General features: G+C 55.0%; 31 protein-coding genes, 4 tRNA genes and 1 rRNA gene. All 36 read right to left on the reverse strand.

What is annotated here, in order from left to right; all coding sequences use genetic code 11:
• Window positions 1–6: 6 nt before the first annotated feature.
• The 36 genes from rpsH to rrf all read right to left on the reverse strand — a co-directional run bounded on the left by rpsH (window position 7) and on the right by rrf (window position 26881).
• Window positions 7–399: a 30S ribosomal protein S8 gene (gene rpsH, locus AC1D2Q_RS22595; protein WP_003186040.1), complete on the reverse strand. Its 393-nt coding sequence runs from the start codon at window positions 397–399 to the stop codon at window positions 7–9.
• A 209-nt stretch (window positions 400–608) separates the two neighbouring features.
• Window positions 609–914 carry a 30S ribosomal protein S14 gene (rpsN, locus tag AC1D2Q_RS22600; protein WP_003176414.1) on the reverse strand — a complete coding sequence of 102 codons (306 nt, stop codon included), beginning with the start codon at window positions 912–914 and terminating at the stop codon, window positions 609–611.
• Window positions 915–927: 13 nt separating this feature from the next.
• Entirely contained in the window at window positions 928–1467 is a 540-nt protein-coding gene (gene rplE / locus AC1D2Q_RS22605) for a 50S ribosomal protein L5 (RefSeq protein ID WP_003210069.1), read from the reverse strand.
• 20 nt (window positions 1468–1487) lie between these two features.
• On the reverse strand, window positions 1488–1802 hold the full coding sequence (gene rplX, locus AC1D2Q_RS22610; RefSeq protein ID WP_007896770.1) for a 50S ribosomal protein L24: 315 nt from the start codon (window positions 1800–1802) through the stop codon (window positions 1488–1490).
• 11 nt (window positions 1803–1813) lie between these two features.
• Window positions 1814–2182 (reverse strand): 50S ribosomal protein L14, encoded by a 369-nt coding sequence (rplN, locus tag AC1D2Q_RS22615; protein WP_002555479.1) that lies wholly within the window; start codon window positions 2180–2182, stop codon window positions 1814–1816.
• Between the two features lie 23 nt (window positions 2183–2205).
• Complete coding sequence (gene rpsQ / locus AC1D2Q_RS22620; RefSeq protein WP_003176419.1) at window positions 2206–2472, reverse strand: 30S ribosomal protein S17; 267 nt, start codon at window positions 2470–2472, stop codon at window positions 2206–2208.
• A 2-nt stretch (window positions 2473–2474) separates the two neighbouring features.
• On the reverse strand, window positions 2475–2666 hold the full coding sequence (gene rpmC / locus AC1D2Q_RS22625) for a 50S ribosomal protein L29 (protein ID WP_002555481.1): 192 nt from the start codon (window positions 2664–2666) through the stop codon (window positions 2475–2477).
• A complete protein-coding gene (rplP, locus tag AC1D2Q_RS22630) occupies window positions 2666–3079 on the reverse strand; it encodes a 50S ribosomal protein L16 (protein ID WP_003228729.1) in 414 nt (137 codons plus the stop codon). The genes rpmC and rplP overlap by 1 nt, the downstream gene beginning before the upstream one ends.
• A 12-nt stretch (window positions 3080–3091) precedes the next feature.
• A complete protein-coding gene (gene rpsC, locus AC1D2Q_RS22635; RefSeq protein WP_003176422.1) occupies window positions 3092–3778 on the reverse strand; it encodes a 30S ribosomal protein S3 in 687 nt (228 codons plus the stop codon).
• A gap of 13 nt (window positions 3779–3791) precedes the next feature.
• Window positions 3792–4124 carry a 50S ribosomal protein L22 gene (gene rplV / locus AC1D2Q_RS22640; protein WP_003103908.1) on the reverse strand — a complete coding sequence of 111 codons (333 nt, stop codon included), beginning with the start codon at window positions 4122–4124 and terminating at the stop codon, window positions 3792–3794.
• 11 nt (window positions 4125–4135) lie between these two features.
• Window positions 4136–4411 (reverse strand): 30S ribosomal protein S19, encoded by a 276-nt coding sequence (rpsS, locus tag AC1D2Q_RS22645; RefSeq protein WP_002555486.1) that lies wholly within the window; start codon window positions 4409–4411, stop codon window positions 4136–4138.
• A gap of 16 nt (window positions 4412–4427) precedes the next feature.
• Window positions 4428–5252: a 50S ribosomal protein L2 gene (rplB, locus tag AC1D2Q_RS22650; RefSeq protein WP_003186055.1), complete on the reverse strand. Its 825-nt coding sequence runs from the start codon at window positions 5250–5252 to the stop codon at window positions 4428–4430.
• 14 nt (window positions 5253–5266) lie between these two features.
• Entirely contained in the window at window positions 5267–5566 is a 300-nt protein-coding gene (gene rplW / locus AC1D2Q_RS22655; RefSeq protein ID WP_002555488.1) for a 50S ribosomal protein L23, read from the reverse strand.
• Window positions 5563–6165: a 50S ribosomal protein L4 gene (gene rplD, locus AC1D2Q_RS22660; RefSeq protein WP_003228735.1), complete on the reverse strand. Its 603-nt coding sequence runs from the start codon at window positions 6163–6165 to the stop codon at window positions 5563–5565. The genes rplW and rplD overlap by 4 nt, the downstream gene beginning before the upstream one ends.
• A 12-nt stretch (window positions 6166–6177) precedes the next feature.
• Window positions 6178–6813, reverse strand: coding sequence for a 50S ribosomal protein L3 (gene rplC / locus AC1D2Q_RS22665; protein WP_003186059.1), 636 nt, complete (start codon window positions 6811–6813; stop codon window positions 6178–6180).
• Between the two features lie 80 nt (window positions 6814–6893).
• Complete coding sequence (gene rpsJ, locus AC1D2Q_RS22670) at window positions 6894–7205, reverse strand: 30S ribosomal protein S10 (protein ID WP_003186070.1); 312 nt, start codon at window positions 7203–7205, stop codon at window positions 6894–6896.
• Window positions 7206–7363: 158 nt separating this feature from the next.
• Window positions 7364–8557 carry an elongation factor Tu gene (gene tuf / locus AC1D2Q_RS22675; RefSeq protein WP_007933700.1) on the reverse strand — a complete coding sequence of 398 codons (1194 nt, stop codon included), beginning with the start codon at window positions 8555–8557 and terminating at the stop codon, window positions 7364–7366.
• Between the two features lie 30 nt (window positions 8558–8587).
• Entirely contained in the window at window positions 8588–10693 is a 2106-nt protein-coding gene (gene fusA / locus AC1D2Q_RS22680; protein WP_477814602.1) for an elongation factor G, read from the reverse strand.
• 30 nt (window positions 10694–10723) lie between these two features.
• On the reverse strand, window positions 10724–11194 hold the full coding sequence (rpsG, locus tag AC1D2Q_RS22685) for a 30S ribosomal protein S7 (protein WP_002555493.1): 471 nt from the start codon (window positions 11192–11194) through the stop codon (window positions 10724–10726).
• Window positions 11195–11312: 118 nt separating this feature from the next.
• Window positions 11313–11684, reverse strand: a complete 372-nt coding sequence (gene rpsL / locus AC1D2Q_RS22690) for a 30S ribosomal protein S12 (protein ID WP_003186084.1) — start codon at window positions 11682–11684, stop codon at window positions 11313–11315.
• 218 nt (window positions 11685–11902) lie between these two features.
• Window positions 11903–16102: a DNA-directed RNA polymerase subunit beta' gene (gene rpoC, locus AC1D2Q_RS22695; RefSeq protein ID WP_007933713.1), complete on the reverse strand. Its 4200-nt coding sequence runs from the start codon at window positions 16100–16102 to the stop codon at window positions 11903–11905.
• A gap of 64 nt (window positions 16103–16166) precedes the next feature.
• Window positions 16167–20240 (reverse strand): DNA-directed RNA polymerase subunit beta, encoded by a 4074-nt coding sequence (gene rpoB / locus AC1D2Q_RS22700; RefSeq protein WP_018925655.1) that lies wholly within the window; start codon window positions 20238–20240, stop codon window positions 16167–16169.
• 220 nt (window positions 20241–20460) lie between these two features.
• On the reverse strand, window positions 20461–20826 hold the full coding sequence (gene rplL / locus AC1D2Q_RS22705) for a 50S ribosomal protein L7/L12 (protein WP_018925654.1): 366 nt from the start codon (window positions 20824–20826) through the stop codon (window positions 20461–20463).
• 78 nt (window positions 20827–20904) lie between these two features.
• A complete protein-coding gene (gene rplJ / locus AC1D2Q_RS22710) occupies window positions 20905–21405 on the reverse strand; it encodes a 50S ribosomal protein L10 (protein ID WP_018925653.1) in 501 nt (166 codons plus the stop codon).
• A 198-nt stretch (window positions 21406–21603) separates the two neighbouring features.
• Window positions 21604–22299, reverse strand: a complete 696-nt coding sequence (gene rplA / locus AC1D2Q_RS22715) for a 50S ribosomal protein L1 (RefSeq protein WP_007933725.1) — start codon at window positions 22297–22299, stop codon at window positions 21604–21606.
• On the reverse strand, window positions 22299–22730 hold the full coding sequence (gene rplK, locus AC1D2Q_RS22720; protein ID WP_007933726.1) for a 50S ribosomal protein L11: 432 nt from the start codon (window positions 22728–22730) through the stop codon (window positions 22299–22301). The genes rplA and rplK overlap by 1 nt, the downstream gene beginning before the upstream one ends.
• A 117-nt stretch (window positions 22731–22847) precedes the next feature.
• Window positions 22848–23381, reverse strand: a complete 534-nt coding sequence (gene nusG / locus AC1D2Q_RS22725) for a transcription termination/antitermination protein NusG (RefSeq protein WP_007933727.1) — start codon at window positions 23379–23381, stop codon at window positions 22848–22850.
• A gap of 9 nt (window positions 23382–23390) precedes the next feature.
• Window positions 23391–23759, reverse strand: a complete 369-nt coding sequence (secE, locus tag AC1D2Q_RS22730) for a preprotein translocase subunit SecE (protein WP_007933728.1) — start codon at window positions 23757–23759, stop codon at window positions 23391–23393.
• A gap of 45 nt (window positions 23760–23804) precedes the next feature.
• Window positions 23805–23880 (reverse strand) — tRNA-Trp (locus AC1D2Q_RS22735).
• Window positions 23881–24054: 174 nt separating this feature from the next.
• Window positions 24055–24130: transfer RNA gene (locus AC1D2Q_RS22740), tRNA-Thr, on the reverse strand.
• Between the two features lie 26 nt (window positions 24131–24156).
• A tRNA-Gly gene (locus AC1D2Q_RS22745) sits at window positions 24157–24230 on the reverse strand.
• 24 nt (window positions 24231–24254) lie between these two features.
• Window positions 24255–24339 (reverse strand) — tRNA-Tyr (locus tag AC1D2Q_RS22750).
• Between the two features lie 143 nt (window positions 24340–24482).
• On the reverse strand, window positions 24483–24923 hold the full coding sequence (locus tag AC1D2Q_RS22755) for a hypothetical protein (RefSeq protein WP_477814603.1): 441 nt from the start codon (window positions 24921–24923) through the stop codon (window positions 24483–24485).
• Between the two features lie 7 nt (window positions 24924–24930).
• Entirely contained in the window at window positions 24931–25680 is a 750-nt protein-coding gene (locus tag AC1D2Q_RS22760; protein WP_477814604.1) for a pantothenate kinase, read from the reverse strand.
• Window positions 25670–26629 (reverse strand): bifunctional biotin--[acetyl-CoA-carboxylase] ligase/biotin operon repressor BirA, encoded by a 960-nt coding sequence (gene birA, locus AC1D2Q_RS22765; protein WP_477814605.1) that lies wholly within the window; start codon window positions 26627–26629, stop codon window positions 25670–25672. Before birA ends, AC1D2Q_RS22760 begins: the two co-directional genes overlap by 11 nt.
• A 136-nt stretch (window positions 26630–26765) precedes the next feature.
• Window positions 26766–26881, reverse strand: a 5S ribosomal RNA gene (rrf, locus tag AC1D2Q_RS22770).
• Window positions 26882–26954: the final 73 nt, after the last annotated feature.

Here is a 26954-nt window from a genome sequence, read left to right on the forward strand (position 1 = left end):
CCCCCCTTAGAACACAGTGCAAAGAACTTCGCCGCCGACACCGGCAGCGCGCGCAGCACGATCCGTCATCACACCTTTGTTGGTGGAGACGATAGACACACCGAGACCGCCACGAACTTTTGGCAGATCATCGACGGACTTGTACTGACGCAGGCCTGGACGGCTAACGCGCTTCACTTCCTCGATGACCGGACGGCCTTCGAAGTACTTCAGCTCGATGGACAGCAGTGGCTTGATTTCGCTGCTGATCTGATAACCCGCAATGTAACCTTCGTCCTTCAGGACTTTGGCAACAGCAACCTTCAAAGTAGAAGATGGCATGCTTACGACGGACTTTTCAGCCATCTGGGCATTACGGATTCGAGTTAGCATGTCCGCTAACGGGTCCTGCATACTCATGGGCTAGACGCTCCTAATACACAAAAAATTAGCCTTGCGGCTACTACGTGTCGCCGAGTACATCCGCGCAAAAAAACACGGGCTCAGGCGAGCCGGGTATTCTAGACACACCCCACAAATGAATCAAGCCCCAATAGGGGCTTGATTCAAGTTCAAGGTCACCGATGGTCAGGATCTTTCGACCCCGAACACCGAGACTTCGACAGTGCTTACCAGCTGGCTTTAACCAGACCAGGTACGTCACCACGCATTGCAGCTTCACGCAGTTTGTTACGGCCGAGGCCGAACTTGCGGTAAACGCCGTGTGGACGACCGGTCAGGCGGCAGCGGTTACGCATGCGCGAAGCGCTTGCGTCACGTGGCTGCTTCTGCAGAGCTACTGTAGCTTCCCAACGCGCTTCTGGACTTGCGTTCAGATCAACGATGATAGCTTTCAGTGCTGCACGCTTTTTGGCGTACTTGGCAACCGTGAGCTGACGCTTCAGCTCGCGGTTTTTCATGCTCATCTTGGCCATTTTCCTACTCCAATCAGTTGCGGAACGGGAATTTGAAAGCACGCAACAGGGCGCGACCTTCATCATCGTTCTTGGCAGTGGTGGTCAGGGTAATGTCCAGACCGCGGAGAGCATCGATCTTGTCGTAGTCGATTTCCGGGAAGATGATCTGCTCTTTAACGCCCATGCTGTAGTTACCACGACCATCGAAGGACTTGGCATTCAGGCCGCGGAAGTCGCGAACCCGAGGCAGGGAGATCGACAGCAGACGATCCAGGAACTCGTACATACGCTCACGGCGCAGGGTCACTTTGACGCCGATCGGCCAACCTTCACGGACTTTAAAGCCAGCGATGGATTTCCGAGCGTAGGTCACAACGACTTTCTGGCCGGTGATCTTTTCCAGGTCAGCAACAGCGTGCTCGATGACTTTCTTGTCGCCGATCGCTTCGCCCAGACCCATGTTCAGGGTGATTTTGGTAACGCGCGGAACTTCCATCACGTTCGAAAGCTTAAGTTCTTCCTTAAGTTTCGGTGCGATTTCCTTCCGGTAAATCTCTTTTAGTCGTGCCATGGTCTTCTACCTAGCAGTGTTCAAGCATCAACCGCTTTTTGGGTCGACTTGAAGACACGAATTTTCTTACCGTCTTCTACTTTGAAACCAACGCGGTCAGCCTTGTTGGTTTCGCCGTTGAAGATGGCGACGTTGGAAGCGTGCAGTGGCGCTTCTTTCTCGACGATACCGCCCTGTACGCCCGACATCGGGTTAGGCTTGGTATGACGCTTGACCAGGTTCAGACCACCAACGACCAGACGGTCATCAGCAAGAACCTTCAGCACCTTACCGCGCTTACCTTTGTCTTTGCCGGCGATCACGATGATCTCGTCGTCACGACGAATCTTTTGCATGTCGGATCTCCTTACAGCACTTCTGGGGCGAGCGAGACGATCTTCATGAACTTCTCAGTACGAAGTTCACGGGTCACTGGCCCAAAGATACGGGTGCCGATCGGCTCTTGCTTGTTGTTCAGAAGAACAGCAGCGTTGCCATCAAAGCGGATAATGGAGCCATCTGCACGGCGAACGCCGTGACGAGTGCGGACTACAACAGCAGTCATCACTTGGCCTTTTTTCACCTTACCGCGAGGAATTGCTTCCTTCACGGTAACTTTGATGATGTCACCGATACCAGCGTAACGACGATGGGAGCCACCCAGCACCTTGATGCACATAACGCGGCGAGCGCCGCTGTTATCGGCCACATCGAGCATGGATTGAGTCTGAATCATATAATTTCTCCGACCCCTAGTCCTTAGACTTCCACAGCGCGTTCGAGAACATCAACCAGCGCCCAAGACTTGGTCTTGGCCAAAGGACGAGTTTCACGAATAGTGACTTTGTCGCCGATGTGGCACTGATTGGTTTCGTCGTGCGCGTGCAGCTTAGTCGAACGCTTAACGTATTTACCGTAGATCGGGTGCTTAACGCGACGCTCGATCAGAACGGTGATGGTTTTGTCCATCTTGTCGCTGACAACACGGCCAGTCAGCGTACGGACAGTTTTTTCGGCTTCAGCCATGATTACTTACCTGCCTGCTGGTTGAGCACAGTCTTCACGCGAGCGATGTCACGCTTAACTTGCGAGAGCAGATGAGACTGCCCCAACTGGCCAGTTGCTTTCTGCATACGCAGATTGAACTGGTCGCGCAGCAGGCCGAGCAGTTGCTCGTTCAGCTGCTGTGCGGATTTTTCACGAAGTTCATTCGCTTTCATCACATCACCGTCCGTTTAACAAAGGAGGTGGCGAGCGGCAGCTTTGCAGCAGCCAGGGCGAAAGCCTCACGCGCCAGCTCTTCAGAAACACCCTCGATTTCATACAGGACTTTGCCTGGCTGAATCTGGGCAACCCAGTACTCCACGTTACCCTTACCTTTACCCATCCGAACTTCGAGTGGCTTTTTGGAAATAGGCTTGTCCGGGAATACACGGATCCAGATCTTGCCGCCACGTTTAACGTGACGGGTCAGTGCACGACGCGCTGACTCGATCTGACGAGCGGTGAGACGACCACGAGCAACAGACTTCAGCGCGAACTCGCCGAAGCTGACTTTGCTACCGCGCAATGCCAGGCCACGGTTGTGACCAGTCATTTGCTTGCGGAACTTCGTACGCTTTGGTTGCAACATTTGGCGTACCCCTTACTTAGCAGCTTTTTTACGAGGCGCTGGTGCTTGTGGTTTCAGTTCTTCTTGGCGACCACCAATTACTTCGCCTTTGAAGATCCAAACCTTTACACCGATCACACCATAAGTGGTGTGAGCTTCGTAGTTGGCATAGTCGATGTCGGCACGCAGGGTGTGCAGAGGCACACGACCTTCGCGATACCATTCAGTACGTGCGATTTCAGCACCGCCGAGACGACCGCTCACTTGGATTTTGATGCCTTTGGCACCAATGCGCATGGCGTTCTGAACAGCGCGCTTCATAGCGCGACGGAACATTACGCGACGCTCCAGCTGCTGAGCTACGCTCTGCGCAACCAGCATACCGTCGAGCTCCGGCTTGCGGATCTCTTCGATATTGATGTGCACAGGCACACCCATTTGCTTGGTCAGGTCCTGACGCAGTTTCTCAACATCTTCACCTTTCTTCCCGATAACGATACCTGGACGAGCGGTGTGAATGGTGATACGTGCAGTTTGGGCCGGACGATGGATATCGATACGGCTTACGGACGCGCTTTTTAGTTTGTCTTGGAGATACTCACGCACCTTCAGATCAGCGAACAAATAGTCCGCATAAGTCCGACCGTCTGCGTACCAGACGGAGGTGTGCTCCTTGACGATTCCCAGGCGAATGCCAATGGGATGTACTTTCTGACCCATCTCTTCGACTCCGTTACTTGTCAGCAACCTTGACAGTGATATGGCAAGACCGCTTGACGATGCGATCAGCACGGCCTTTGGCACGTGGCATGATGCGCTTCAGCGAACGCCCTTCGTTGACGAAAACGGTGCTGACCTTAAGGTCATCAACGTCTGCGCCTTCGTTATGCTCGGCGTTGGCTACGGCCGACTCCAGCACTTTCTTCATGATCTCGGCGGCTTTCTTACTGCTGAAAGCCAACAGGTTGAGCGCTTCGCCCACCTTCTTCCCGCGGATCTGGTCGGCGACCAAGCGGGCTTTCTGGGCGGAGATTCGAGCGCCCGACAACTTAGCGGCTACTTCCATTTCCTAACCCCTTAACGCTTGGCTTTCTTGTCTGCCACGTGCCCACGATATGTGCGGGTACCGGCGAACTCGCCCAGTTTGTGGCCGACCATGTCTTCGTTAACGAGAACTGGGACGTGTTGACGACCGTTGTGTACTGCGATGGTCAGACCGACCATTTGTGGCAGGATCATCGAGCGACGCGACCAGGTTTTAACTGGTTTGCGATCGTTCTTTTCCGCCGCCACTTCGATCTTCTTCAGTAGGTGAAGATCGATAAAAGGACCTTTTTTCAGAGAACGTGGCACTGTCGTATCCCTCTATTTACTTGCGACGACGGACGATCATTTTGTCGGTACGCTTATTACCACGAGTCTTCGCGCCCTTAGTCGGGAAGCCCCATGGCGATACCGGATGACGACCACCAGAGGTACGACCTTCACCACCACCATGTGGGTGGTCAACCGGGTTCATGGCAACACCACGAACGGTTGGGCGAACGCCACGCCAGCGTTTGGCACCAGCTTTACCCAGCGAACGCAGGCTGTGCTCGGAGTTCGAGACTTCGCCCAGGGTCGCGCGGCACTCAGCCAGCACTTTACGCATCTCACCAGAACGCAGACGCAGGGTCACGTAGACACCTTCACGAGCGATCAGCTGAGCCGAAGCACCAGCGGAACGAGCGATTTGCGCGCCTTTACCTGGCTTCAATTCGATGCCGTGTACGGTGCTACCAACTGGAATGTTACGCAGCTGCAGAGCGTTGCCCGGCTTGATCGGTGCCAGAGCACCTGCGATCAGCTGGTCGCCAGCACTCACGCCTTTAGGCGCGATGATGTAGCGACGCTCGCCATCTGCGTACAGCAGCAGAGCGATGTGAGCAGTACGGTTTGGATCGTATTCGATACGCTCGACAGTGGCAGCGATGCCATCTTTGTCGTTGCGACGGAAGTCGACCAGACGATAATGCTGCTTATGGCCACCACCGATGTGACGAGTGGTAATACGACCATTGTTGTTACGACCACCAGACTTCGATTTTTTCTCGAGCAGCGGTGCGTGAGGAGCGCCTTTATGCAGCTCCTGGTTGACCACCTTGACCACAAAACGGCGGCCAGGGGAAGTCGGTTTGCATTTAACGATTGCCATGATGCACCCCTTCCTTACTCAGCACTGCTGCTGAAATCGAGATCTTGGCCTGGCTGAAGGGAGATAACTGCCTTCTTCCAGTCATTACGCTTGCCCAGACCGCGAGCAGTGCGCTTGCTCTTACCCAGAACATTCAGGGTAGTAACACGCTCTACTTTCACGCTGAACAGGCTTTCGACGGCCTTCTTGATTTCCAGCTTGGTTGCGTCAGTGGCAACCTTGAAAACGAACTGGCCTTTCTTGTCTGCCAGAACCGTAGCCTTCTCGGAAACGTGCGGGCCAAGCAGAACTTTAAATACGCGTTCCTGGTTCATCCCAGCAGCTCCTCGAATTTCTTCACGGCCGACACGGTGATCAACACCTTGTCGTATGCGATCAGACTAACTGGATCGGAACCTTGCACATCACGTACATCAACGTGCGGCAGGTTACGAGCAGCCAGGTACAGGTTCTGATCAACAGCGTCCGACACGATCAGAACGTCGGTCAGGCTCATGTTGTTCAGCTTGCCCAGCAGGTCTTTGGTTTTCGGCGTTTCAACAGCGAAATCCTGAACCACGACCAGACGATCAGTACGCACCAGCTCAGCAAGGATGGAACGCATTGCTGCGCGATACATCTTCTTGTTCAGCTTCTGGGAGTGATCCTGAGGACGAGCTGCGAAAGTGGTACCGCCGCCACGCCAGATTGGGCTACGGATAGTACCGGCACGAGCACGGCCAGTACCTTTCTGACGCCATGGGCGCTTGCCGCCACCACGAACGTCGGAACGGGTCTTTTGCTGCTTGCTACCTTGACGGCCGCCGGCCATGTAGGCCACGACTGCTTGGTGAACCAGCGTCTCGTTGAATTCGCCGCCAAATGTCAGTTCGGAAACTTCGATCGCTTGAGCGTCATTTACATTTAATTGCATGTCAGCTTCCCCTTAACCGCGAGCCTTGGCTGCTGGACGTACAACCAAGTTGCCGCCAGTAGCGCCAGGAACAGCGCCCTTGACCAACAACAGATTGCGTTCAGCGTCCACGCGCACTACTTCGAGGGACTGCACGGTCACGCGCTCAGCGCCCATATGACCGGACATTTTTTTGCCCTTGAATACACGACCAGGAGTCTGGCACTGGCCGATAGAGCCTGGAACGCGGTGGGATACGGAGTTACCGTGGGTGTTATCTTGCCCGCGGAAATTCCAACGCTTGATCGTACCCTGGAAGCCTTTACCCTTGGACTGACCGGTTACATCAACCAGTTGGCCAGCGGCGAAGATTTCAGCGTTGATCAGATCGCCGGCCTGGTACTCGCCTTCTTCAAGGCGGAATTCCATTACGGTACGACCAGCGGCAACGTTCGCCTTAGCGAAGTGGCCAGCTTGCGCAGCTGTAACACGCGAAGCACGACGCTCGCCTACAGTGACTTGCACTGCACGATAGCCATCGGTCTCTTCAGTTTTGAACTGGGTGACGCGATTCGGCTCGATCTCAATGACCGTGACCGGAATGGAGACACCTTCTTCGGTGAAAATACGGGTCATACCGCATTTACGACCGACTACACCAATAGTCATGTTGTAAACCTCATGAGTGTACGGGGCTTTCACCCGCTATGGCCGCCCATTTCAGAGCGTTACACGACTAAGACCGAGTCTTAGCCGAGGCTGATCTGCACTTCCACACCGGCCGCAAGATCAAGCTTCATAAGAGCATCAACGGTTTTATCCGTTGGCTGGACGATGTCCAGAACGCGCTTATGAGTACGGATCTCGTACTGGTCACGCGCGTCTTTGTTGACGTGCGGGGAGACCAGAACGGTGAACCGCTCTTTACGGGTAGGCAGTGGAATTGGACCACGCACTTGAGCACCAGTACGCTTCGCGGTTTCCACGATTTCCTGGGTGGATTGGTCGATCAGGCGATGGTCAAAAGCCTTCAACCTGATACGGATTTGCTGATTTTGCATTGGATTTCAGACTCCGGCTGCTATTCCCACCGGGCGCAATACGCCCGTTAAAAGGAGGCGCAATTCTATAGACGCCCCTGATAGGTGTCAACCCAATAAAAAAGCCCCCGCTGAGCGGGGGCTTTTTCAAAGCATCGAAGCTATCTCAGAAGAGAAGCTTACTCGATGATTTTAGCTACAACGCCAGCACCAACGGTACGGCCGCCTTCGCGAATAGCGAAACGCAGACCGTCTTCCATTGCGATGGTTTTGATCAGGGTAACAGTCATTTGAATGTTATCGCCTGGCATTACCATTTCAACGCCTTCTGGCAGCTCGCAGTTACCAGTCACGTCAGTAGTACGGAAGTAGAACTGTGGACGGTAGCCTTTGAAGAACGGAGTGTGACGACCGCCTTCTTCTTTGCTCAGAACGTAAACTTCTGCGGTGAACTTGGTGTGCGGCTTAACGGTACCTGGCTTAACCAGAACCTGACCACGCTCCACGTCATCACGCTTGGTGCCGCGCAGCAGCACGCCGCAGTTCTCGCCAGCACGACCTTCGTCGAGCAGCTTGCGGAACATTTCAACACCGGTGCAGGTGGTGACGGTAGTGTCACGCAGACCAACGATTTCCAGTGGATCCTGAACGCGAACGATACCGCGCTCGATACGACCAGTCACAACAGTACCGCGACCCGAAATCGAGAATACGTCTTCGATTGGCATCAGGAACGGCTTGTCGGTCAGACGAACTGGTTCTGGGATGTAGCTGTCCAGAGTTTCAACCAGTTTCTTGACGGCAGTGGTGCCCATCTCGTTATCGTCCAGACCATCCAGCGCCATACGAGCGGAACCGATGATGATTGGAGTGTCGTCGCCTGGGAAGTCGTAAGTGCTCAGCAGATCGCGCACTTCCATCTCAACCAGTTCCAGCAGCTCAGCGTCGTCTACCAGGTCAGCCTTGTTCAGGAAAACCACGATGTACGGAACGCCTACCTGACGGGACAGCAGGATGTGCTCACGGGTTTGTGGCATCGGACCATCAGCGGCCGAGCAAACCAGGATAGCGCCGTCCATTTGAGCAGCACCGGTGATCATGTTCTTCACATAGTCAGCGTGACCTGGGCAGTCAACGTGAGCGTAGTGACGGATCTTCGAGTTGTACTCAACGTGAGCGGTGTTGATGGTGATACCGCGAGCTTTCTCTTCTGGTGCGCTGTCGATCTTGTCGAAGTCAACACGAGCCGAACCGAAAACTTCGGAGCAGACGCGAGTCAGAGCAGCGGTCAGAGTGGTTTTACCGTGGTCAACGTGACCGATAGTGCCAACGTTGACGTGCGGTAGGGAACGATCAAATTTTTCTTTAGCCACGACAATTAACTCCTTGCCTAAAGGACTGAATCAGCCTTGTTTTTTGGTAACGGTTTCGACGATGTGCGACGGAGCCGTATTGTATTTTTTGAATTCCATAGAGTAGCTTGCGCGACCCTGAGACATGGAACGAACGTCGGTCGCATAACCGAACATCTCGCCCAACGGAACCTCGGCACGAATTACTTTACCGGAAACCGTATCTTCCATACCCAGAATCATGCCGCGACGACGGTTAAGGTCGCCCATCACGTCACCCATATAGTCTTCAGGCGTAACAACCTCTACCGCCATGATCGGCTCGAGCAACTCACCACCACCCTTCTGGGCCAGTTGCTTGGTCGCCATGGAAGCAGCCACCTTAAACGCCATCTCGTTCGAGTCGACGTCGTGGTAAGAACCATCAAACACGGTAGCCTTCAGGCCGATCAGCGGATAGCCGGCAACAACACCGTTCTTCATCTGCTCTTCGATACCCTTCTGGATAGCCGGGATGTATTCCTTAGGAACCACACCACCCACTACTTCGTTCAGGAATTGCAGACCTTCCTGACCTTCGTCAGCAGGTGCAAAACGGATCCAGCAATGACCAAACTGGCCACGACCGCCGGACTGACGAACGAACTTGCCTTCGATTTCGCAGCTCTTCGTGATGCGCTCACGGTACGAAACTTGAGGCTTACCGATGTTGGCTTCGACGTTGAACTCACGGCGCATCCGGTCAACCAGGATGTCCAGGTGCAGCTCGCCCATGCCGGAGATGATCGTTTGACCAGTCTCTTCATCAGTTTTGACGCGGAAAGACGGGTCTTCCTGAGCAAGTTTGCCCAGAGCGATACCCATTTTTTCCTGGTCATCCTTGGTCTTAGGCTCTACGGCAACCGAAATAACCGGCTCCGGGAAGTCCATGYGAACCAGGATGATTGGCTTGTCAGCGTTGCACAAAGTTTCACCAGTGGTGACGTCCTTCATGCCAATCAAGGCCGCGATGTCACCAGCGCGTACTTCCTTGATTTCTTCACGGGCGTTTGCGTGCATTTGCACCATACGACCCACGCGCTCTTTCTTGCCTTTTACCGAGTTGATCACACCGTCGCCGGAGGCCAACACGCCCGAGTAAACCCGAACAAAGGTCAAGGTACCCACGAATGGGTCGGTAGCGATCTTGAACGCCAGAGCCGCGAAAGGCTCGTCGTCGCTTGCATGACGCTCCATTTCCTCTTCCTCGTTATCCGGGTTGGAACCCTTGATAGCAGGAATGTCGGTTGGAGCAGGCAGGAAGTCGATAACGGCGTCGAGAACCAGGGGAACACCCTTGTTCTTGAAGGAAGAACCGCAAACAGCCAGAACGATCTCACCAGCGATAGTACGCTGACGCAGAGCGGCCTTGATTTCCGCGATGGAGAGCTCTTCCCCTTCGAGATACTTGTTCATCAGCTCTTCGTTGGCTTCGGCCGCAGCCTCGACCATGTTGCTGCGCCACTCTTCAGCCAGCTCTTGCAGCTCGGCAGGAATGTCCTTACGAACAGGGACCATACCCTTGTCAGAGTCATTCCAGTAGACAGCTTGCATGTTGATCAGATCGATCTGACCCTGGAAGTTGTCTTCGGAACCGATAGCCAACTGGATTGGCACCGGAGTGTGACCCAGACGCTGCTTGATCTGACCGATCACGCGCAGGAAGTTAGCGCCAGCACGGTCCATCTTGTTTACGTAAACAAGACGTGGAACGCCGTACTTGTTGGCCTGACGCCATACGGTTTCCGACTGAGGCTCAACACCCGAAGTACCGCAGAACACAACGACAGCGCCGTCGAGTACGCGCAGGGAGCGCTCAACTTCAATAGTGAAGTCTACGTGGCCCGGGGTATCGATAACGTTGAAACGGTGTTCGTGCGAGTACTGCTTCTCAGAACCTTTCCAGAAGGCGGTGATAGCAGCAGAAGTAATGGTAATACCACGCTCCTGCTCCTGCACCATCCAGTCTGTGGTCGCGGCGCCATCATGCACCTCGCCCATTTTGTGACTTTTGCCAGTGTAAAAAAGGACGCGCTCGGTGGTGGTGGTTTTACCAGCATCCACGTGAGCAACGATACCGATGTTACGGTAGCGGCTAATCGGAGTAGTACGAGCCATAAAGCCCTCGCAAAATTAGTGAAGCTAAAATTAGAAGCGGTAGTGCGAGAAAGCCTTGTTGGCTTCAGCCATACGGTGCACGTCTTCACGCTTCTTAACAGCAGCACCTTTACCTTCAGCAGCGTCCAACAGTTCGCCAGCCAAACGCAGAGCCATAGACTTCTCGCCGCGCTTACGGGCGAAGTCTACCAACCAGCGCATTGCCAGCGCGTTACGACGGGACGGACGAACTTCGACCGGAACCTGGTAAGTAGCACCGCCTACACGGCGCGACTTTACTTCGACCAGCGGAGCGATGGCGTCGAGAGCTTTCTCGAAGATTTCCAGGGGGTCGCTGTTCTTGCGTTCTTTAACCTTTTCCAGCGCGCCATAAACGATACGCTCGGCAACGGCTTTTTTGCCGCTTTCCATCACGTGGTTCATGAACTTGGCCAGGATTTGGCTTCCGTATTTTGGATCGTCAAGCACTTCGCGCTTGGCTGCTACGCGTCTTCTTGGCATGGATAAGCCCTCAAACGGTCTTCAGGTTCGCTCGGAATCGGTGCCCTTTCGGGACGCCTCCGACCTTACTCTTATCGACTCAGAAAAATAGAAATCGGTTTTTTGCTGCAAGCGACTATTACTTCGGACGCTTGGTACCGTACTTCGAACGACCTTGGTTACGACCTTTAACGCCGGAAGTATCCAAAGAGCCGCGAACGGTGTGGTAACGAACACCTGGCAAGTCTTTTACACGACCGCCGCGGATCAGTACCACGCTGTGCTCTTGCAGGTTGTGGCCTTCACCGCCGATGTACGAGGAAACCTCGAAACCGTTGGTCAGACGCACACGGCATACTTTACGCAGTGCCGAGTTAGGTTTTTTCGGCGTAGTGGTATACACACGGGTGCATACGCCACGACGTTGCGGGCAGTTCTGCAGCGCAGGCACGTCGGATTTCTCGACGATACGCTTACGCGGCTGACGTACCAGCTGGTTGATAGTTGCCATCTACTAGCTCCACTGTTGTCTTGCGACGCTATTGTCTTGCAAGAAAAGCAAAATGGCAGGAACGAATCCCCGCCAAATTTAGGGGTACAAGAGTCTAAAGAGGATCTTGTCCCCAGTCAAGGCAAGGCCCCGACCTCTCCCCCCATCCAACCTCGACAAATTGTCTCGACTGGATGAACGGAGCGATCAGGGCCTGCACTCATTTACTACCGCAGAACTCAGTTACCGCTCGAGTTCAGCGCTTCGGTCAGTGCAGCTTCCACTTCACTGGCGCTCACGCGCAACGGTTTGTCAGCATCACGGCGGCGCTTGCGCTCGCTGTGATAAGCCAGACCGGTACCGGCCGGGATCAGACGACCCACGACCACGTTTTCTTTCAGGCCGCGCAGGTAATCGCGCTTGCCGGTTACCGCCGCTTCGGTCAGTACGCGAGTGGTTTCCTGGAAGGAAGCCGCCGAGATGAACGATTCGGTGGACAACGACGCCTTGGTGATACCCAGCAGAACGCGAGTGAACTTGGAGACAAATTTGTCTTCATTGCTCAGACGCTCGTTCTCTACCAACACGTGAGTCAATTCCATCTGGTCGCCCTTGATGAAACTGGAATCGCCGGATTCAGCGATCTCAACTTTACGCAGCATCTGACGCAGGATGGTCTCGATGTGCTTGTCGTTGATCTTCACGCCTTGCAGACGGTAAACGTCCTGGATCTCGTTCACGATGTACTTGGCCAGCGCACTCACACCCAGCAGACGCAGGATGTCGTGTGGATCGCTCGGACCGTCGGAGATAACTTCGCCGCGGTTTACCTGTTCGCCTTCGAAGACGTTCAGGTGACGCCACTTCGGAATCAGCTCTTCGTACGGATCGCTACCGTCGTTCGGGGTGATAACCAGACGGCGCTTGCCTTTGGTCTCTTTACCGAACGCGATGGTGCCGCTGACTTCAGCCAGAATCGAGGCTTCTTTCGGACGACGGGCTTCGAACAAGTCGGCAACACGCGGCAGACCACCGGTGATGTCACGGGTCTTCGAAGTCTCTTGCGGAATACGAGCGATAACATCACCGATCGCGATTTTCGCACCGTCCGCTACACCGACCAGGGCGTTAGCAGGCAGGAAGTACTGAGCAATTACGTCGGTACCCGGCAGCAAGAGATCCTTGCCGTTGTCATCAACCATCTTCACAGCAGGACGGATATCTTTACCGGCAGCTGGACGGTCTTTGGCGTCAAGTACTTCAATGTTGGTCATACCGGTCAATTCGTCAGTCTGACGCTTGATCGTGATGCCTTCTTCCATGCCCACGTAGGTCACGGTACCTTTCATTTCGGTAACGATTGGGTGAGTGTGCGGATCCCACTTGGCCACGATTGCGCCAGCGTCGACCTTGTCACCTTCTTTAACCGAAATCACAGCACCGTACGGCAGCTTGTAGCGCTCACGCTCACGACCGAAGTCATCAGCGATTGCCAGCTCACCGGAACGGGACACAGCAACCAAGCAACCGTCCACTCGCTCAACGTGCTTCAGGTTATGCAGACGGACGGTACCGCCATTCTTCACCTGAACGCTGTCGGCTGCGGAGGTCCGGCTTGCCGCACCACCGATGTGGAACGTACGCATGGTCAGCTGGGTACCCGGCTCACCGATGGACTGGGCAGCGATAACGCCGACCGCTTCACCGATGTTCACCTGGTGACCACGAGCCAAGTCACGGCCGTAGCACTTGGCGCAAATGCCGTAGCGGGTTTCGCAGCTGATCGGCGAGCGCACGATCACTTCGTCGATGCTGTTCAGCTCGATGAACTCGACCCACTTCTCGTCTACCAGAGTGCCGGCAGGAACGATAACTTCCTCAGTACCTGGCTTGAATACGTCACGGGCAATGACACGACCCAATACGCGCTCACCCAACGGCTCAACAACGTCACCGCCTTCAATGTGCGGAGTCATTACCAGGCCATGTTCGGTGCCGCAATCGATCTCGGTCACAACCAGATCCTGCGCCACGTCTACCAGACGACGAGTCAGGTAACCGGAGTTCGCAGTTTTCAACGCGGTATCCGCCAGACCTTTACGAGCACCGTGAGTAGAGATGAAGTACTGAAGTACGCTCAAACCTTCACGGAAGTTCGCAGTAATTGGCGTTTCGATGATGGAACCGTCCGGCTTGGCCATCAGGCCACGCATACCGGCGAGCTGACGGATCTGCGCAGCAGAACCCCGTGCGCCCGAGTCAGCCATCATGTACATCGAGTTGAAGGATTCCTGGTCGACTTCGACGCCATGACGGTCGATGACTTTCTCTTTCGAGAGGTTGGCCATCATCGCCTTGGAAACTTCGTCGTTCGCCTTGGACCAAAGGTCGATCACTTTGTTGTACTTCTCGCCCTGGGTTACCAGGCCGGAGGCGTACTGACTTTCGATCTCTTTCACTTCGTCGGTGGCGGCACCGATGATGCGGGCTTTTTCATCCGGGATAACGAAGTCGTTAACACCGATGGAAACGCCGGAGATGGTCGAATAGGCAAAACCGGTGTACATCAACTGGTCAGCGAAGATCACGGTCTCTTTCAAACCAACCACGCGGTAGCACTGGTTGATCAGTTTGGAGATCGCTTTCTTCTTCATCGGCAGGTTGACGACGTCGAAGGACAGACCTTTTGGCACAACCTGGAACAACAGCGCACGACCGACGGTAGTGTCGACGATACGAGTGTTGGTCACGCTGCCGCCATCACGATCGTTCACGGTTTCGTTGATCCGCACCTTGACCTTGGCGTGCAGTGCGGCTTCGCCGGCACGGAACACACGGTCAACTTCCTGCAGATCCGCGAACACACGACCTTCGCCTTTGGCGTTGATCGCTTCACGAGTCATGTAGTACAGACCCAATACAACGTCCTGCGAAGGAACGATGATTGGCTCACCGTTGGCTGGCGACAGAATGTTGTTGGTCGACATCATCAACGCACGCGCTTCCAGCTGGGCTTCCAGCGTCAGCGGTACGTGCACGGCCATTTGGTCGCCGTCGAAGTCGGCGTTGTACGCAGCACAGACCAGAGGGTGCAGCTGGATAGCCTTACCTTCGATCAGTACCGGTTCAAACGCCTGGATACCCAGACGGTGAAGGGTCGGTGCACGGTTGAGGAGAACCGGGTGTTCGCGAATCACTTCAGCGAGAACGTCCCAAACCTCTGGCAGCTCGCGCTCGACCATCTTCTTGGCCGCTTTGATGGTGGTAGCAAGACCACGCATTTCCAGCTTGCCGAAAATGAACGGTTTGAACAGCTCGAGAGCCATCTTCTTCGGCAGGCCGCACTGGTGCAGACGCAGGGTCGGACCTACGGTAATTACCGAACGACCGGAGTAGTCAACACGCTTACCGAGCAAGTTCTGACGGAAACGACCTTGCTTACCCTTGATCATGTCAGCCAGGGATTTCAGAGGACGCTTGTTGGAACCAGTGATAGCGCGGCCACGACGACCGTTGTCGAGCAGTGCGTCGACGGCTTCCTGCAACATACGCTTTTCGTTGCGCACGATGATGTCCGGAGCGGACAGATCAAGCAGGCGCTTCAAACGGTTGTTACGGTTGATCACTCGACGATACAGATCGTTGAGGTCGGAAGTCGCGAAACGACCGCCATCCAATGGGACCAGTGGACGCAGATCTGGCGGCAGAACCGGCAGAACGGTCAGCACCATCCACTCTGGCAGGTTGCCGGAACCCTGGAAGGCTTCCATCAACTTCAGACGCTTGGACAGCTTCTTGATTTTGGTTTCGGAGTTGGTTTGCGGAATTTCTTCACGCAGGCGGCCAATCTCGTGTTCCAGGTCGATAGCGTGCAGCAGTTCACGGACAGCTTCGGCACCCATGCGGGCATCGAAATCGTCGCCGAACTCTTCCAGCGCTTCGAAGTACTGCTCGTCGTTGAGCAGCTGACCCTTTTCAAGGGTGGTCATGCCTGGATCGATAACGACATAGCTCTCGAAGTAGAGAACGCGCTCGATATCACGCAGGGTCATGTCCATCAGCAAGCCGATACGGGACGGCAGCGATTTCAGGAACCAGATGTGGGCAACCGGCGAAGCCAGTTCGATGTGCGCCATGCGCTCACGACGAACTTTTGCCAGCGCGACTTCAACGCCGCACTTCTCGCAGATCACACCACGGTGCTTCAAGCGCTTGTACTTACCGCACAGGCACTCGTAATCCTTTACCGGGCCAAAGATCTTGGCGCAGAACAGACCGTCACGCTCAGGTTTGAACGTACGGTAGTTGATGGTTTCCGGCTTTTTAACTTCACCGAACGACCACGAACGGATCATCTCAGGCGATGCCAATCCAATACGGATGGCGTCGAACTCTTCGACTTGACCCTGGTTTTTCAGCAAATTCAGTAGGTCTTTCAAGGCCTTTCCTCCTGGCGGAGCAGAGAGCGGGCAATCCTGCCCCGCTCTCGATTCGCGTCACGTGTTATTCGGTTTCCAGATCGATATCGATGCCGAGGGAACGAATTTCCTTGATCAACACGTTGAAGGACTCGGGCATGCCCGGCTCCATACGGTGATCGCCGTCCACGATGTTTTTGTACATCTTGGTCCGGCCGTTCACATCGTCCGACTTCACTGTGAGCATTTCTTGCAGAGTGTAAGCAGCACCGTATGCTTCCAGTGCCCAGACCTCCATCTCCCCGAAACGCTGACCACCGAACTGCGCCTTACCACCCAGCGGCTGCTGGGTAACCAGGCTGTACGAACCGGTAGAACGAGCGTGCATCTTGTCGTCTACCAAGTGGTTCAGCTTCAGCATGTACATGTAGCCAACAGTAACCGGGCGCTCGAACTTGTTGCCGGTACGGCCGTCGGTCAGCTGCATCTGGCCGCTTTCTGGCAGGTCTGCCAGTTTCAGCATGGCCTTGATTTCGCTTTCCTTGGCGCCGTCGAACACTGGAGTGGCCATTGGAACGCCGCCACGCAGGTTCTTCGCCAGATCCAGGATTTCCTGGTCGGAGAAGCTATCCAGATCTTCGTTACGACCGCCGATCTGGTTGTAGATCTCGTCCAGGAAGGTGCGAAGTTCAGCAACCTTACGCTGCTCTTCGACCATCCGGTTGATCTTCTCGCCCAGACCTTTGGCCGCGAGGCCCAGGTGGGTTTCAAGGATCTGACCAACGTTCATACGCGAAGGTACGCCCAACGGGTTGAGGACGACGTCGACCGGGGTGCCATTGGCATCGTGCGGCATGTCTTCAACCGGCATGATCACGGAGACCACACCCTTGTTACCGTGACGACCGGCCATCTTGTCGCCCGGCTGGATGCGGCGACGGATTGCCAGGTAAACCTTGACGATTTTCAGCACGCCTGGAGCCAGGTCATCGCCCTGCTGCAGCTTGCGCTTCTTGTCTTCGAACTTGTCGTCCAGCAGACGGCGGCGATCAACGATGTAGGCCTGAGCCTTCTCGAGCTGCTCGTTCAGAGCATCTTCAGCCATGCGCAGTTTGAACCACTGGCCGTGCTCAAGACCGTCGAGAACTTCGTCGGTGATTTCCTGACCTTTCTTCAGGCCGGCGCCGCCTTCGGCTTTGTGGCCGACCAGAGCGGAACGCAGACGTTCGAAAGTGGCGCCTTCAACGATACGGAACTCTTCGTTCAGGTCCTTGCGGATCTCGTCGAGTTGAGTCTTCTCGATCGACAGTGCACGAGCATCACGCTCAACGCCGTCGCGGGTGAAGACCTGCACGTCGATGACAGTACCCTTGGTGCCGGTAGGCACACGCAGGGACGTGTCTTTAACGTCGCTGGCTTTTTCACCGAAGATCGCACGCAGCAGTTTTTCTTCCGGAGTCAGTTGGGTCTCGCCTTTCGGAGTGACCTTACCTACCAGGATGTCGCCTGCGCCTACTTCAGCACCTACGTAAACGATACCGGCTTCGTCCAGCTTGTTCAGTGCAGCTTCACCCACGTTCGGGATGTCTGCAGTGATTTCCTCTGGCCCAAGCTTGGTGTCACGCGCCACACAGGTCAGTTCCTGGATGTGGATCGTGGTGAAACGGTCTTCCTGAACAACACGCTCGGACAGGCAGATGGAGTCTTCGAAGTTGAAGCCGTTCCATGCCATGAACGCGATGCGCATGTTCTGACCCAGAGCCAGTTCACCCATATCGGTGGACGGACCGTCGGCCATGATGTCGCTGCGCTGAACCCGATCACCTTTGCTCACCAGCGGACGCTGGTTGATGCAGGTGTTCTGGTTGGAGCGGGTGTACTTGGTCAGGTTGTAGATGTCGACACCAGCTTCGCCGGTTTCAACTTCATCATCAGCAACACGAACCACGATACGGCTGGCGTCGACGGAATCGATCACGCCGCCACGACGAGCCACGACGCAAACGCCGGAGTCGCGAGCCACGTTACGTTCCATGCCGGTACCTACCAGCGGCTTGTCAGCACGCAGGGTTGGTACAGCTTGACGCTGCATGTTCGAACCCATCAACGCACGGTTGGCGTCGTCGTGCTCGAGGAACGGGATCAGCGACGCAGCAACCGAAACTACCTGCTTCGGCGATACGTCCATCAAGGTGACGTCTTCCGGCGCCTTGACGGTGAACTCGTTCAAGTGACGAACAGCTACCAGCTCGTCGATCAGGACTTTCTTGTCGTTCATCGTGGCCGAAGCCTGAGCGATCACGTGATCAGCTTCTTCGATGGCGGACAGGAACACGATCTCGTCGGTGACCAGAGCGTCTTTCACCACGCGGTACGGGCTCTCGAGGAAGCCGTACTGGTTGGTGCGCGCATAGGCGGCCAGGGAGTTGATCAGACCGATGTTCGGGCCTTCCGGCGTTTCAATCGGGCATACACGACCGTAGTGAGTCGGGTGTACGTCACGGACTTCGAAGCCAGCACGCTCACGAGTCAAACCGCCAGGGCCGAGTGCAGAGACACGACGCTTGTGGGTGATCTCGGACAGCGGGTTGTTCTGGTCCATGAACTGGGACAGCTGGCTGGAACCGAAGAACTCTTTCACCGCCGCAGCCACTGGCTTGGCGTTGATCAGGTCTTGCGGCATCAGGCCTTCGCTTTCAGCCATCGACAGACGCTCTTTGACCGCACGCTCAACACGTACCAGGCCAACGCGGAACTGGTTCTCGGCCATTTCGCCTACGCAGCGAACACGACGGTTACCCAGGTGGTCGATGTCATCGACGATGCCTTTACCGTTACGGATATCGACCAGAGTCTTCAGAACCGCGACGATGTCTTCTTTGCACAACACGCCCGAACCTTCGATCTCGGTACGACCGATACGACGGTTGAACTTCATCCGGCCGACCGCAGACAGGTCATAGCGCTCAGGACTGAAGAACAGGTTGTTGAACAGTGTCTCGGCAGCGTCCTTGGTTGGCGGCTCGCCTGGACGCATCATGCGATAGATCTCGACCAGCGCTTCCAGTTGGTTGCTGGTGGAGTCGATCTTCAGGGTGTCGGAGACGAACGGACCGCAGTCGATATCGTTGGTGTACAGAGTTTCGATGCGAACAACGCCTGCCTTGGCAATTTTTGCCAGGATTTCGGTGTTCAGCTCGGTGTTGCACTCTGCCAGAATTTCGCCGGTAGCCGGATGCACGATGACCTTGGCGGTAGTGCGACCCAGGACGTAGTCCAGAGGCACTTGCAGCTCTTTGATCCCGGCTTTTTCCAGCTGGTTGATGTGGCGAGCGGTGATACGACGACCCTGCTCGACAATAACCTTGCCTTTGTCATCCTGAATATCGAGGACAGCAATTTCACCACGCAGGCGCTGAGGCACCAGTTCCAGGCTGAGGTTTTCACCCTGCACGTGGAAGACATTGGTGGTGTAGAACGCGTCCAGCACTTCTTCAGTGGTATAGCCCAGCGCGCGCAGCAGTACCGATGCAGGCAGCTTGCGACGACGGTCGATACGCACGAATACGCAGTCTTTCGGGTCGAACTCGAAGTCCAGCCACGAACCGCGGTAAGGAATGATGCGCGCGGAGTACAGCAGTTTGCCGGAGCTGTGCGTCTTGCCACGGTCGTGGTCGAAGAACACGCCCGGGGAACGGTGCAGCTGGGAAACGATTACACGCTCGGTACCGTTGATTACGAAGGTACCGTTCTCAGTCATCAGGGGGATTTCACCCATGTAGACTTCTTGCTCTTTGATGTCCTTGATCGCTTTGTTCGACGATTCTTTGTCGAAAATGATCAGGCGCACTTTTACCCGCAAAGGTACGGCGTAAGTTACACCGCGCAATACGCATTCTTTGACATCAAATGCCGGTTCGCCCAGGCGATAACCGACGTACTCCAGCGCAGCATTGCCGGAGTAGCTGATGATCGGGAAAACGGATTTGAAGGCCGCATGCAGGCCCACGTCGCGGAACTGATCTTTAGTCGCTCCCGCTTGCAAGAATTCACGATACGAATCCAGCTGGATGGCCAGGAGGTACGGCACATCCATGACGTCCGGCAACTTGCTAAAGTCCTTGCGGATACGTTTTTTCTCAGTATATGAGTAAGCCATCAGCGTTCCCCAGCTTGGTCACCTGCTTGTTTGGCCCCTCCCGACGGGAGCAGCCAGAAAATCGTGCAAACCCCATGGTTTGCGCCACCACATCGGGTGGATACAGCTCGTTACCAGCACCGACCCAGTCGGCTGCCAATAACGGAAAAAGGCCGGTGGCAAGAGCCACCAGCCATCAGCCTTTCGCTTAACGCTCGGGCTGGAGGAGCAAAGTCGATGCTTACTTCAGCTCGACTTTAGCGCCTGCTTCTTCCAGAGCTGCTTTGGCTTTGTCAGCTGCGTCTTTGGCAACAGCTTCCAGAACCATGGCAGGAGCGCCGTCAACTACAGCCTTGGCTTCTTTCAGGCCCAGACCGGTCAGTTCACGTACAGCCTTGATCACGTTAACTTTCTTCTCGCCAGCTTCGGTCAGCATGACGTTGAATTCAGTTTGCTCTTCAACAACAGCGGCAGCAGCAGCTGGACCAGCAGCAGCAACAGCAGCGGTAACGCCGAAGGTTTCTTCCATTGCTTTGATCAGCTCAACAACTTCCAGAACGGTTTTCTGGCCGATTGCTTCGATGATTTGTTCGTTAGTCAGAGACATGACTTGAATCCTGTATTGGGGTGACAGCTTACGCAGCCATCAAATTAAACATATGATTTTGAAAGGTCTCGCTGTGCCTTAGGCAGCAGCAGCTTCTTTCTGGTCGCGAACGGCTGCCAGGGTACGAGCCAGCTTGCTGGTAGCGCCTTGGATCACGCTCATCAGTTTCGCAATAGCTTCGTCGCGAGTCGGCAGGGTAGCCAACACGTCGATCTGGTTAGCGGCAAGGAACTTGCCATCAAACGCAGCTGCCTTGATCTCGAACTTGTCCTGACCCTTGGCGAACTCTTTGAAGATCCGGGCAGCAGCGCCTGGATGTTCTTTGGAGAAAGCAATCAGGGTAGGGCCGGTGAACACGTCGTTGAGGACACTGAATTCAGTGTCAGCAACAGCGCGCTTGAGCAGGGTGTTACGTACGACACGTACGTAAACGCCAGCTTCACGAGCCTCTTTACGGAGTCCGGTCATCGCGCCTACTGTTACGCCACGGGCATCAGCCACGACAGCGGACAGAGCGACTTTGGCAGCCTCGTTGACTTCAGCGACGATGGCCTTCTTGTCTTCGAGTTTAATTGCCACGGGTTTAACTCCTGCTTGTTACCGTTTCATCCAGTCGAAACCGGATGTCGTTTTGGTGTCTGATTCGGTAAGGAACCGGGAGCACCATCTGCGTAGGCTTGAGGTTTAAGACTTGCGTCGCCTACGGTCTTGGATAGCCCCCGCCAGGCAGGGACCCCAATCTTTCAATTGGCGCAATTACTTGCGCCAACCTGCGTCTTACGCGTCGAGCGAACCCTGGTCGATGACCAGACCTGGGCCCATAGTAGTGCTCAGGGTAACGCGCTTGACGTAAATACCTTTCGAGGAAGCTGGCTTGATACGCTTCAGATCAGCGATCAGGGCTTCAACGTTTTCCTTCAGCTTGACGGCATCGAAGCCGACTTTGCCAACGGAAGTGTGGATGATGCCGTTTTTGTCGGTGCGATAACGAACCTGACCAGCCTTGGCGTTTTTAACCGCGGTAGCTACGTCTGGAGTTACAGTGCCGACTTTAGGGTTAGGCATCAGACCACGTGGACCGAGGATCTGACCCAACTGACCTACAACGCGCATTGCATCCGGGGATGCGATCACTACGTCATAGTTCAGGTCGCCGCCTTTCATTTCGGCAGCCAGGTCGTCCATACCTACACGGTCAGCGCCGGCAGCCAGAGCGGCCTCGGCAGCTGGACCCTGAGTGAACACAGCAACGCGAACGGTCTTGCCGGTACCGTGCGGCAGCACGGTAGCGCTACGAACGACCTGGTCGGATTTACGCGGGTCAACACCCAGGTTCACAGCTACGTCGAACGACTCGCTGAACTTGACAGTCGACAGCTCGGACAGCAGAGCAGCAGCGTCTACAAAGTTGTAGGCCTTGCCTGCTTCGATTTTGCCGGCGATAGCCTTTTGACGCTTGGTCAGCTTAGCCATTACACACCCTCCACGTTAAGGCCCATGCTACGAGCAGAACCGGCGATAGTACGCACGGCTGCTTCCATATCAGCTGCAGTCAGATCCGCGTTTTTGGTTTTCGCGATTTCTTCCAGCTGAGCACGAGTCACAGTGCCAACCTTAACGGTGTTCGGACGAGCGGAACCGCTAGTCAGACCAGCAGCCTTCTTCAGCAGAACCGAAGCAGGGGTGGATTTGGTTTCGAACGTGAAGCTACGGTCGCTGTAGACAGTGATGATCACTGGAGTCGGCAGACCTGGTTCAAGACCCTGAGTACGGGCGTTGAAAGCCTTGCAGAATTCCATGATGTTCACGCCGTGCTGACCCAGAGCAGGACCAACAGGTGGGCTTGGGTTAGCCTGAGCGGCCTTCACTTGCAGCTTGATGTAAGCGGTAATCTTCTTGGCCATGAGGCACTCCAATTACGGGTTCAAACGCCTCGAAAGGCTCCCCGGTTACTTGCGCGTTTATCCCAGTGACGACAAAACCCCACAGCCTAGGGCTGCGGGGTTGGGATGCTTGCTCAGCTAGACCTTTTCGACCTGGCTGAACTCCAACTCTACCGGAGTAGAGCGACCGAAAATGAGCACCGCCACTTGGATCCGGCTCTTTTCGTAGTTAACCTCTTCAACCGTGCCGGTAAAATCGGCAAACGGCCCGTCGTTGACACGTACCGACTCACCCGGCTCGAACAACGTCTTCGGCTTCGGCTTGTCGCTACCATCAGCAACGCGACGCAGAATCGCTTCTGCTTCTTTATCTGTGATTGGTGCAGGCTTGTCGGCAGTACCACCGATGAAGCCCATCACCCGAGGAGTATCCTTGACCAAGTGCCAAGTACCCTCGTTCATATCCATCTGAACCAGCACATAACCAGGGAAGAATTTGCGTTCGCTTTTGCGCTTCTGGCCATTACGCATTTCAACCACTTCTTCAGTGGGAACCAGAATTTCGCCGAAGCCATCTTCCATGCCAGCCAGCTTTACGCGCTCGATCAACGAACGCATGACATGCTTCTCGTAACCGGAGTAAGCATGCACAACGTACCAACGCTTAGCCACGGGACACCCTTAGCCGACGATCAAGGAAACAAGCCAACCGAGCAGGGAATCAAGCCCCCACAACAGCAACGCCATAACCAGAACAACAGCCACAACGATCAACGTGGTCTGCGTAGTTTCTTGGCGAGTTGGCCAAACGACTTTACGAATCTCGGTGCGCGCTTCCTTAACCAGTACAAAGAAAGACTTGCCCTTAACCGTCTGCAGGCCTACAAAGGCAGCTACAGCAGCAATGACCAGCAAAGCGAGCACGCGGTACAGGATCGGCGAAGCAGAGTAATACTGATTGCCAACAACGCCAACAATCACCAAAGCAACCACTACCAGCCACTTGAGCAGATCGAAGCGAGAGCCTTGAGCTTCAGCTTTAGGAGTCATCTATGAAGATCCTGTGAAAAGAAAGCCAGACACACCTGGTGAATCTGGCAGGTCAGGAGGGAATCGAACCCCCAACCTACGGTTTTGGAGACCGTCGCTCTGCCAATTGAGCTACTGACCTAAAACAAAATCAGGCCGACCATTATGCCGGCCCGAAAAAGACTTTACAACAATTTACTCATCGATCCTGGTCATGCACACCAGCACCGAAGATGCACAACACCCTCTCAGGCAACAACGCGCATCTACAAGCCATTAAAACAAAGGCAGATATTTTCATATCTGCCTTGTCATATGGAGCTCTTGAGCGGATTTGAACCGCTGACCTCACCCTTACCAAGGGTGTGCTCTACCAACTGAGCTACAAGAGCGTAACACTTTGCAGGACCTGCAAACCTGGAGCGGGTAGCGGGAATCGAACCCGCATCATCAGCTTGGAAGGCTGAGGTTCTACCACTAAACTATACCCGCGGAGCTTGCAGCTCTCGCTAAAAATGGTGGAGGGGGAAGGATTCGAACCTTCGAAGTCGTAGACGTCAGATTTACAGTCTGATCCCTTTGGCCGCTCGGGAACCCCTCCTAAGCGAGCCGGCATTCTATACTATGCCAGCCTTCTGTCAAGCATTTTCTCATTAAAAACCTGAGGTTAGCTGCGTTGACCTCGCTTCGCACCGTCAACCTTTAAAAGGTCTTCACTGCGAAGCGGGCGCCATTCTATGCAAACTATTCGACAGGTGCAACCCCCTCACACGGCATTATTTTATGTTTTAACTCATTGAATTCTTTAGAAAGGCTTTGCAACTGCAAGTCATCCAGCAAACGCCGGCTTTCCGGCGCCACACGCACCCAGTAACCCGCATATTCAGGGAGATCCTTCGGCAAGGATTGAAACTTGATGTCCATGCCACTCAATCGATGCTCGATTGCCTGAGCGACTTCCTGCCGGGCAGAACCACCCAGATAGAGACAACTGCTTTCCGTTTGCGAGGATTTTCCTTTGTCTCGGGTCGCATCAGTCGCCTCGCTCAACAAACGAATGTCCTGCTGAGAACCCCGATACAAACTCAAGGGGGTCACATCCTTCGCGCGAAGCGGAGCCTCCTGTTGATGCCAGACGTAATAGAACACATTGAGAACAAGCAGTAGCAGGAACAACCAACGCATAAAAACCTCAAGACAAGGGACACGCCATAGCCAACCCTACAAACACCAGATCTGGAACCACCCTGGCCTCAGGCACAATCTCGGAGACCAGACCAGCATCTCCTCCTGTGAGGAATACAGCGAAATCCTCCCCCCAATAGCTGCGCGCCAACTCTAGCTGAGCCTTAACAAAGCCCCTCAACATCAGCAAGCAACCTCGCTCGACCGCCTCGACGGTAGTACGCCCAGGAACAAGACTCTCCAAAGCGCGCTCGGCAGCAAGGTCGCCATAGCGGATTCTACGGGTATGAGTACGCAACTGGTTACGCATTAAGGGCATTCCCGGACAGATGAACCCTCCAAGATGCTCGCCATCCCTAGCGACAAAATCAGCAGTGACTGCGGTACCGAAGTCGAGCACCAGACAAGCACCTGAAGCCAGGTGAAATCCTCCGAGCATTGCAAGCCAGCGATCAAGTCCTAGCCGCTCGAACTCTTCATAGCCATTACGAACCCCGGACATTTCGCGAGCCGGTGTGGCGCACACCACGGAAACACCGAAAGCCTCTGTCAACAAAGAGATCAAGGCTCCGGTTTCTTCAGCGGTTCTGACGCTCACTAACCGGCAATACTTGAGAGCGAGCCCCTTGAGCCCCTTCAAGCTCCCAAGCAGCGCGAGATCCGAATCAACGACCCCCTCACCAACCACCCGCCCGACATCCGCGCCGAGCACACGCCACTTGATGAAACTGTTTCCACAATCGAGCTCAAGAATCATCACGCAACCTCAGGCTGAGCTCACCACCATTAAAGACTTTTTCCACGCCACCTACCTTCAAGCGCAAGGCACCCCGACCATCGATACCCAACACCTCTCCATCTATCTGACTAGCTCCAGCAATCAACGACACAGCGCGCCCCTGCCATAGATGATTTTGCTCCCACTCCGCCCGGATAGCCTGAAATCCGCCGATCTGGTGGCGACTCAAGTAGGCCTGGAGCATCACCCCCAACTTCGCGACCAGGTGATTGCGATCAACCGCCTTGCCCGACTCGAGCCGCATGGACGTCCACTGCTGGTCAACCTCATCAGTCATCTGCATGTTCACATTGATCCCGACACCGATCACTACGTGACACACATCTGCAGGATCGCCCACTAATTCGAGCAATATTCCAGCAATTTTTTTCTGACCAACCAGAACATCATTGGGCCACTTCAACCCCGCGCCTGAAATACCAAGCTCTCGCAAGGCCTGCAGTACGGCGAGCCCAACAACTAGACTCAAGCCTTCCAGCTGCCGCATCCCACCCTCAATGCGCAACACCAGGCTGTAATAGATGTTTTCTGCGAACGGACTCACCCACTTGCGTCCACGCCGTCCGCGACCAGCCGTCTGCCGCTCGGCGAGCACCAGAAAGGGCGCGACCTGGCCACGCTCGATAGCGCGCAAGGCTTCAGCATTGGTAGAGTCAATTGAGTCGAGGACCAGGATGGGCCACTCACAGGAAGGCTCACGCGCGCATATCTCGACAGGGTCAAGCAGCGTCAATGGCGCAGCCAGCTGATAGCCGCGACCGCGCACTTTATGAATGGATAAGCCGAGCTCAGCCTCCAAATGCTGAAGCTGCTTCCATACAGCGCTACGACTGACACCCAAGGCGACGCCCAGGGCCTGGCCCGAATGGAATCGGCCATCCTTAAGAAGCTTTAACAACGTCAGCATGCAAGTCTCGCCTCACAATGAGGCCCGCATGATAGCCATGCGCCGAGCAGTTGCATAGAAACCCTAAAAGTCAGATTTTCCTGCGAGCAAAACAAAACCCCTACCTGCATACGCAGATAGGGGTTTCGGAATTTAATCTTGACGATGACCTACTCTCACATGGGGAAACCCCACACTACCATCGGCGATGCATCGTTTCACTTCTGAGTTCGGGATGGGATCAGGTGGTTCCAATGCTCTATGGTCGTCAAGAAATTCGGGTACCGAACCGTCTTTCGACGCTTCAGCAAATTGGGTATGCGATAGTTTGTGCGGCTTTTGTGAA

The sequence above is a fragment of the Pseudomonas sp. P1_A1 genome (genome assembly GCF_056406935.1).

Coding starts and splice junctions, on each gene's coding strand:
- AC1D2Q_RS22760 (WP_477814604.1), bottom strand. CDS start 25,680: ATGATTCTTGAGCTCGATTGTGGAAACAGTTTCATCAAGTGGCGTGTG.
- rplE (WP_003210069.1), bottom strand. CDS start 1,467: ATGGCACGACTAAAAGAGATTTACCGGAAGGAAATCGCACCGAAACTT.
- rpoB (WP_018925655.1), bottom strand. CDS start 20,240: ATGGCTTACTCATATACTGAGAAAAAACGTATCCGCAAGGACTTTAGC.
- rpsJ (WP_003186070.1), bottom strand. CDS start 7,205: ATGCAAAATCAGCAAATCCGTATCAGGTTGAAGGCTTTTGACCATCGC.
- AC1D2Q_RS22755 (WP_477814603.1), bottom strand. CDS start 24,923: ATGCGTTGGTTGTTCCTGCTACTGCTTGTTCTCAATGTGTTCTATTAC.
- rplD (WP_003228735.1), bottom strand. CDS start 6,165: ATGCAATTAAATGTAAATGACGCTCAAGCGATCGAAGTTTCCGAACTG.
- birA (WP_477814605.1), bottom strand. CDS start 26,629: ATGCTGACGTTGTTAAAGCTTCTTAAGGATGGCCGATTCCATTCGGGC.
- rpsN (WP_003176414.1), bottom strand. CDS start 914: ATGGCCAAGATGAGCATGAAAAACCGCGAGCTGAAGCGTCAGCTCACG.
- rplK (WP_007933726.1), bottom strand. CDS start 22,730: ATGGCCAAGAAGATTACCGCTTACATCAAGCTGCAAGTGAAGGCCGCT.
- rplW (WP_002555488.1), bottom strand. CDS start 5,566: ATGAACCAGGAACGCGTATTTAAAGTTCTGCTTGGCCCGCACGTTTCC.
- secE (WP_007933728.1), bottom strand. CDS start 23,759: ATGACTCCTAAAGCTGAAGCTCAAGGCTCTCGCTTCGATCTGCTCAAG.
- rplV (WP_003103908.1), bottom strand. CDS start 4,124: ATGGAAGTAGCCGCTAAGTTGTCGGGCGCTCGAATCTCCGCCCAGAAA.
- rpsC (WP_003176422.1), bottom strand. CDS start 3,778: ATGGGTCAGAAAGTACATCCCATTGGCATTCGCCTGGGAATCGTCAAG.
- rplL (WP_018925654.1), bottom strand. CDS start 20,826: ATGTCTCTGACTAACGAACAAATCATCGAAGCAATCGGCCAGAAAACC.
- rpsH (WP_003186040.1), bottom strand. CDS start 399: ATGAGTATGCAGGACCCGTTAGCGGACATGCTAACTCGAATCCGTAAT.
- rpsL (WP_003186084.1), bottom strand. CDS start 11,684: ATGGCAACTATCAACCAGCTGGTACGTCAGCCGCGTAAGCGTATCGTC.
- rplC (WP_003186059.1), bottom strand. CDS start 6,813: ATGACTATTGGTGTAGTCGGTCGTAAATGCGGTATGACCCGTATTTTC.
- rplA (WP_007933725.1), bottom strand. CDS start 22,299: ATGGCTAAGCTGACCAAGCGTCAAAAGGCTATCGCCGGCAAAATCGAA.
- rplX (WP_007896770.1), bottom strand. CDS start 1,802: ATGCAAAAGATTCGTCGTGACGACGAGATCATCGTGATCGCCGGCAAA.
- rpsQ (WP_003176419.1), bottom strand. CDS start 2,472: ATGGCTGAAGCCGAAAAAACTGTCCGTACGCTGACTGGCCGTGTTGTC.
- rplB (WP_003186055.1), bottom strand. CDS start 5,252: ATGGCAATCGTTAAATGCAAACCGACTTCCCCTGGCCGCCGTTTTGTG.
- rpmC (WP_002555481.1), bottom strand. CDS start 2,666: ATGAAAGCGAATGAACTTCGTGAAAAATCCGCACAGCAGCTGAACGAG.
- rplN (WP_002555479.1), bottom strand. CDS start 2,182: ATGATTCAGACTCAATCCATGCTCGATGTGGCCGATAACAGCGGCGCT.
- rplP (WP_003228729.1), bottom strand. CDS start 3,079: ATGTTGCAACCAAAGCGTACGAAGTTCCGCAAGCAAATGACTGGTCAC.
- rpsG (WP_002555493.1), bottom strand. CDS start 11,194: ATGCCAAGAAGACGCGTAGCAGCCAAGCGCGAAGTGCTTGACGATCCA.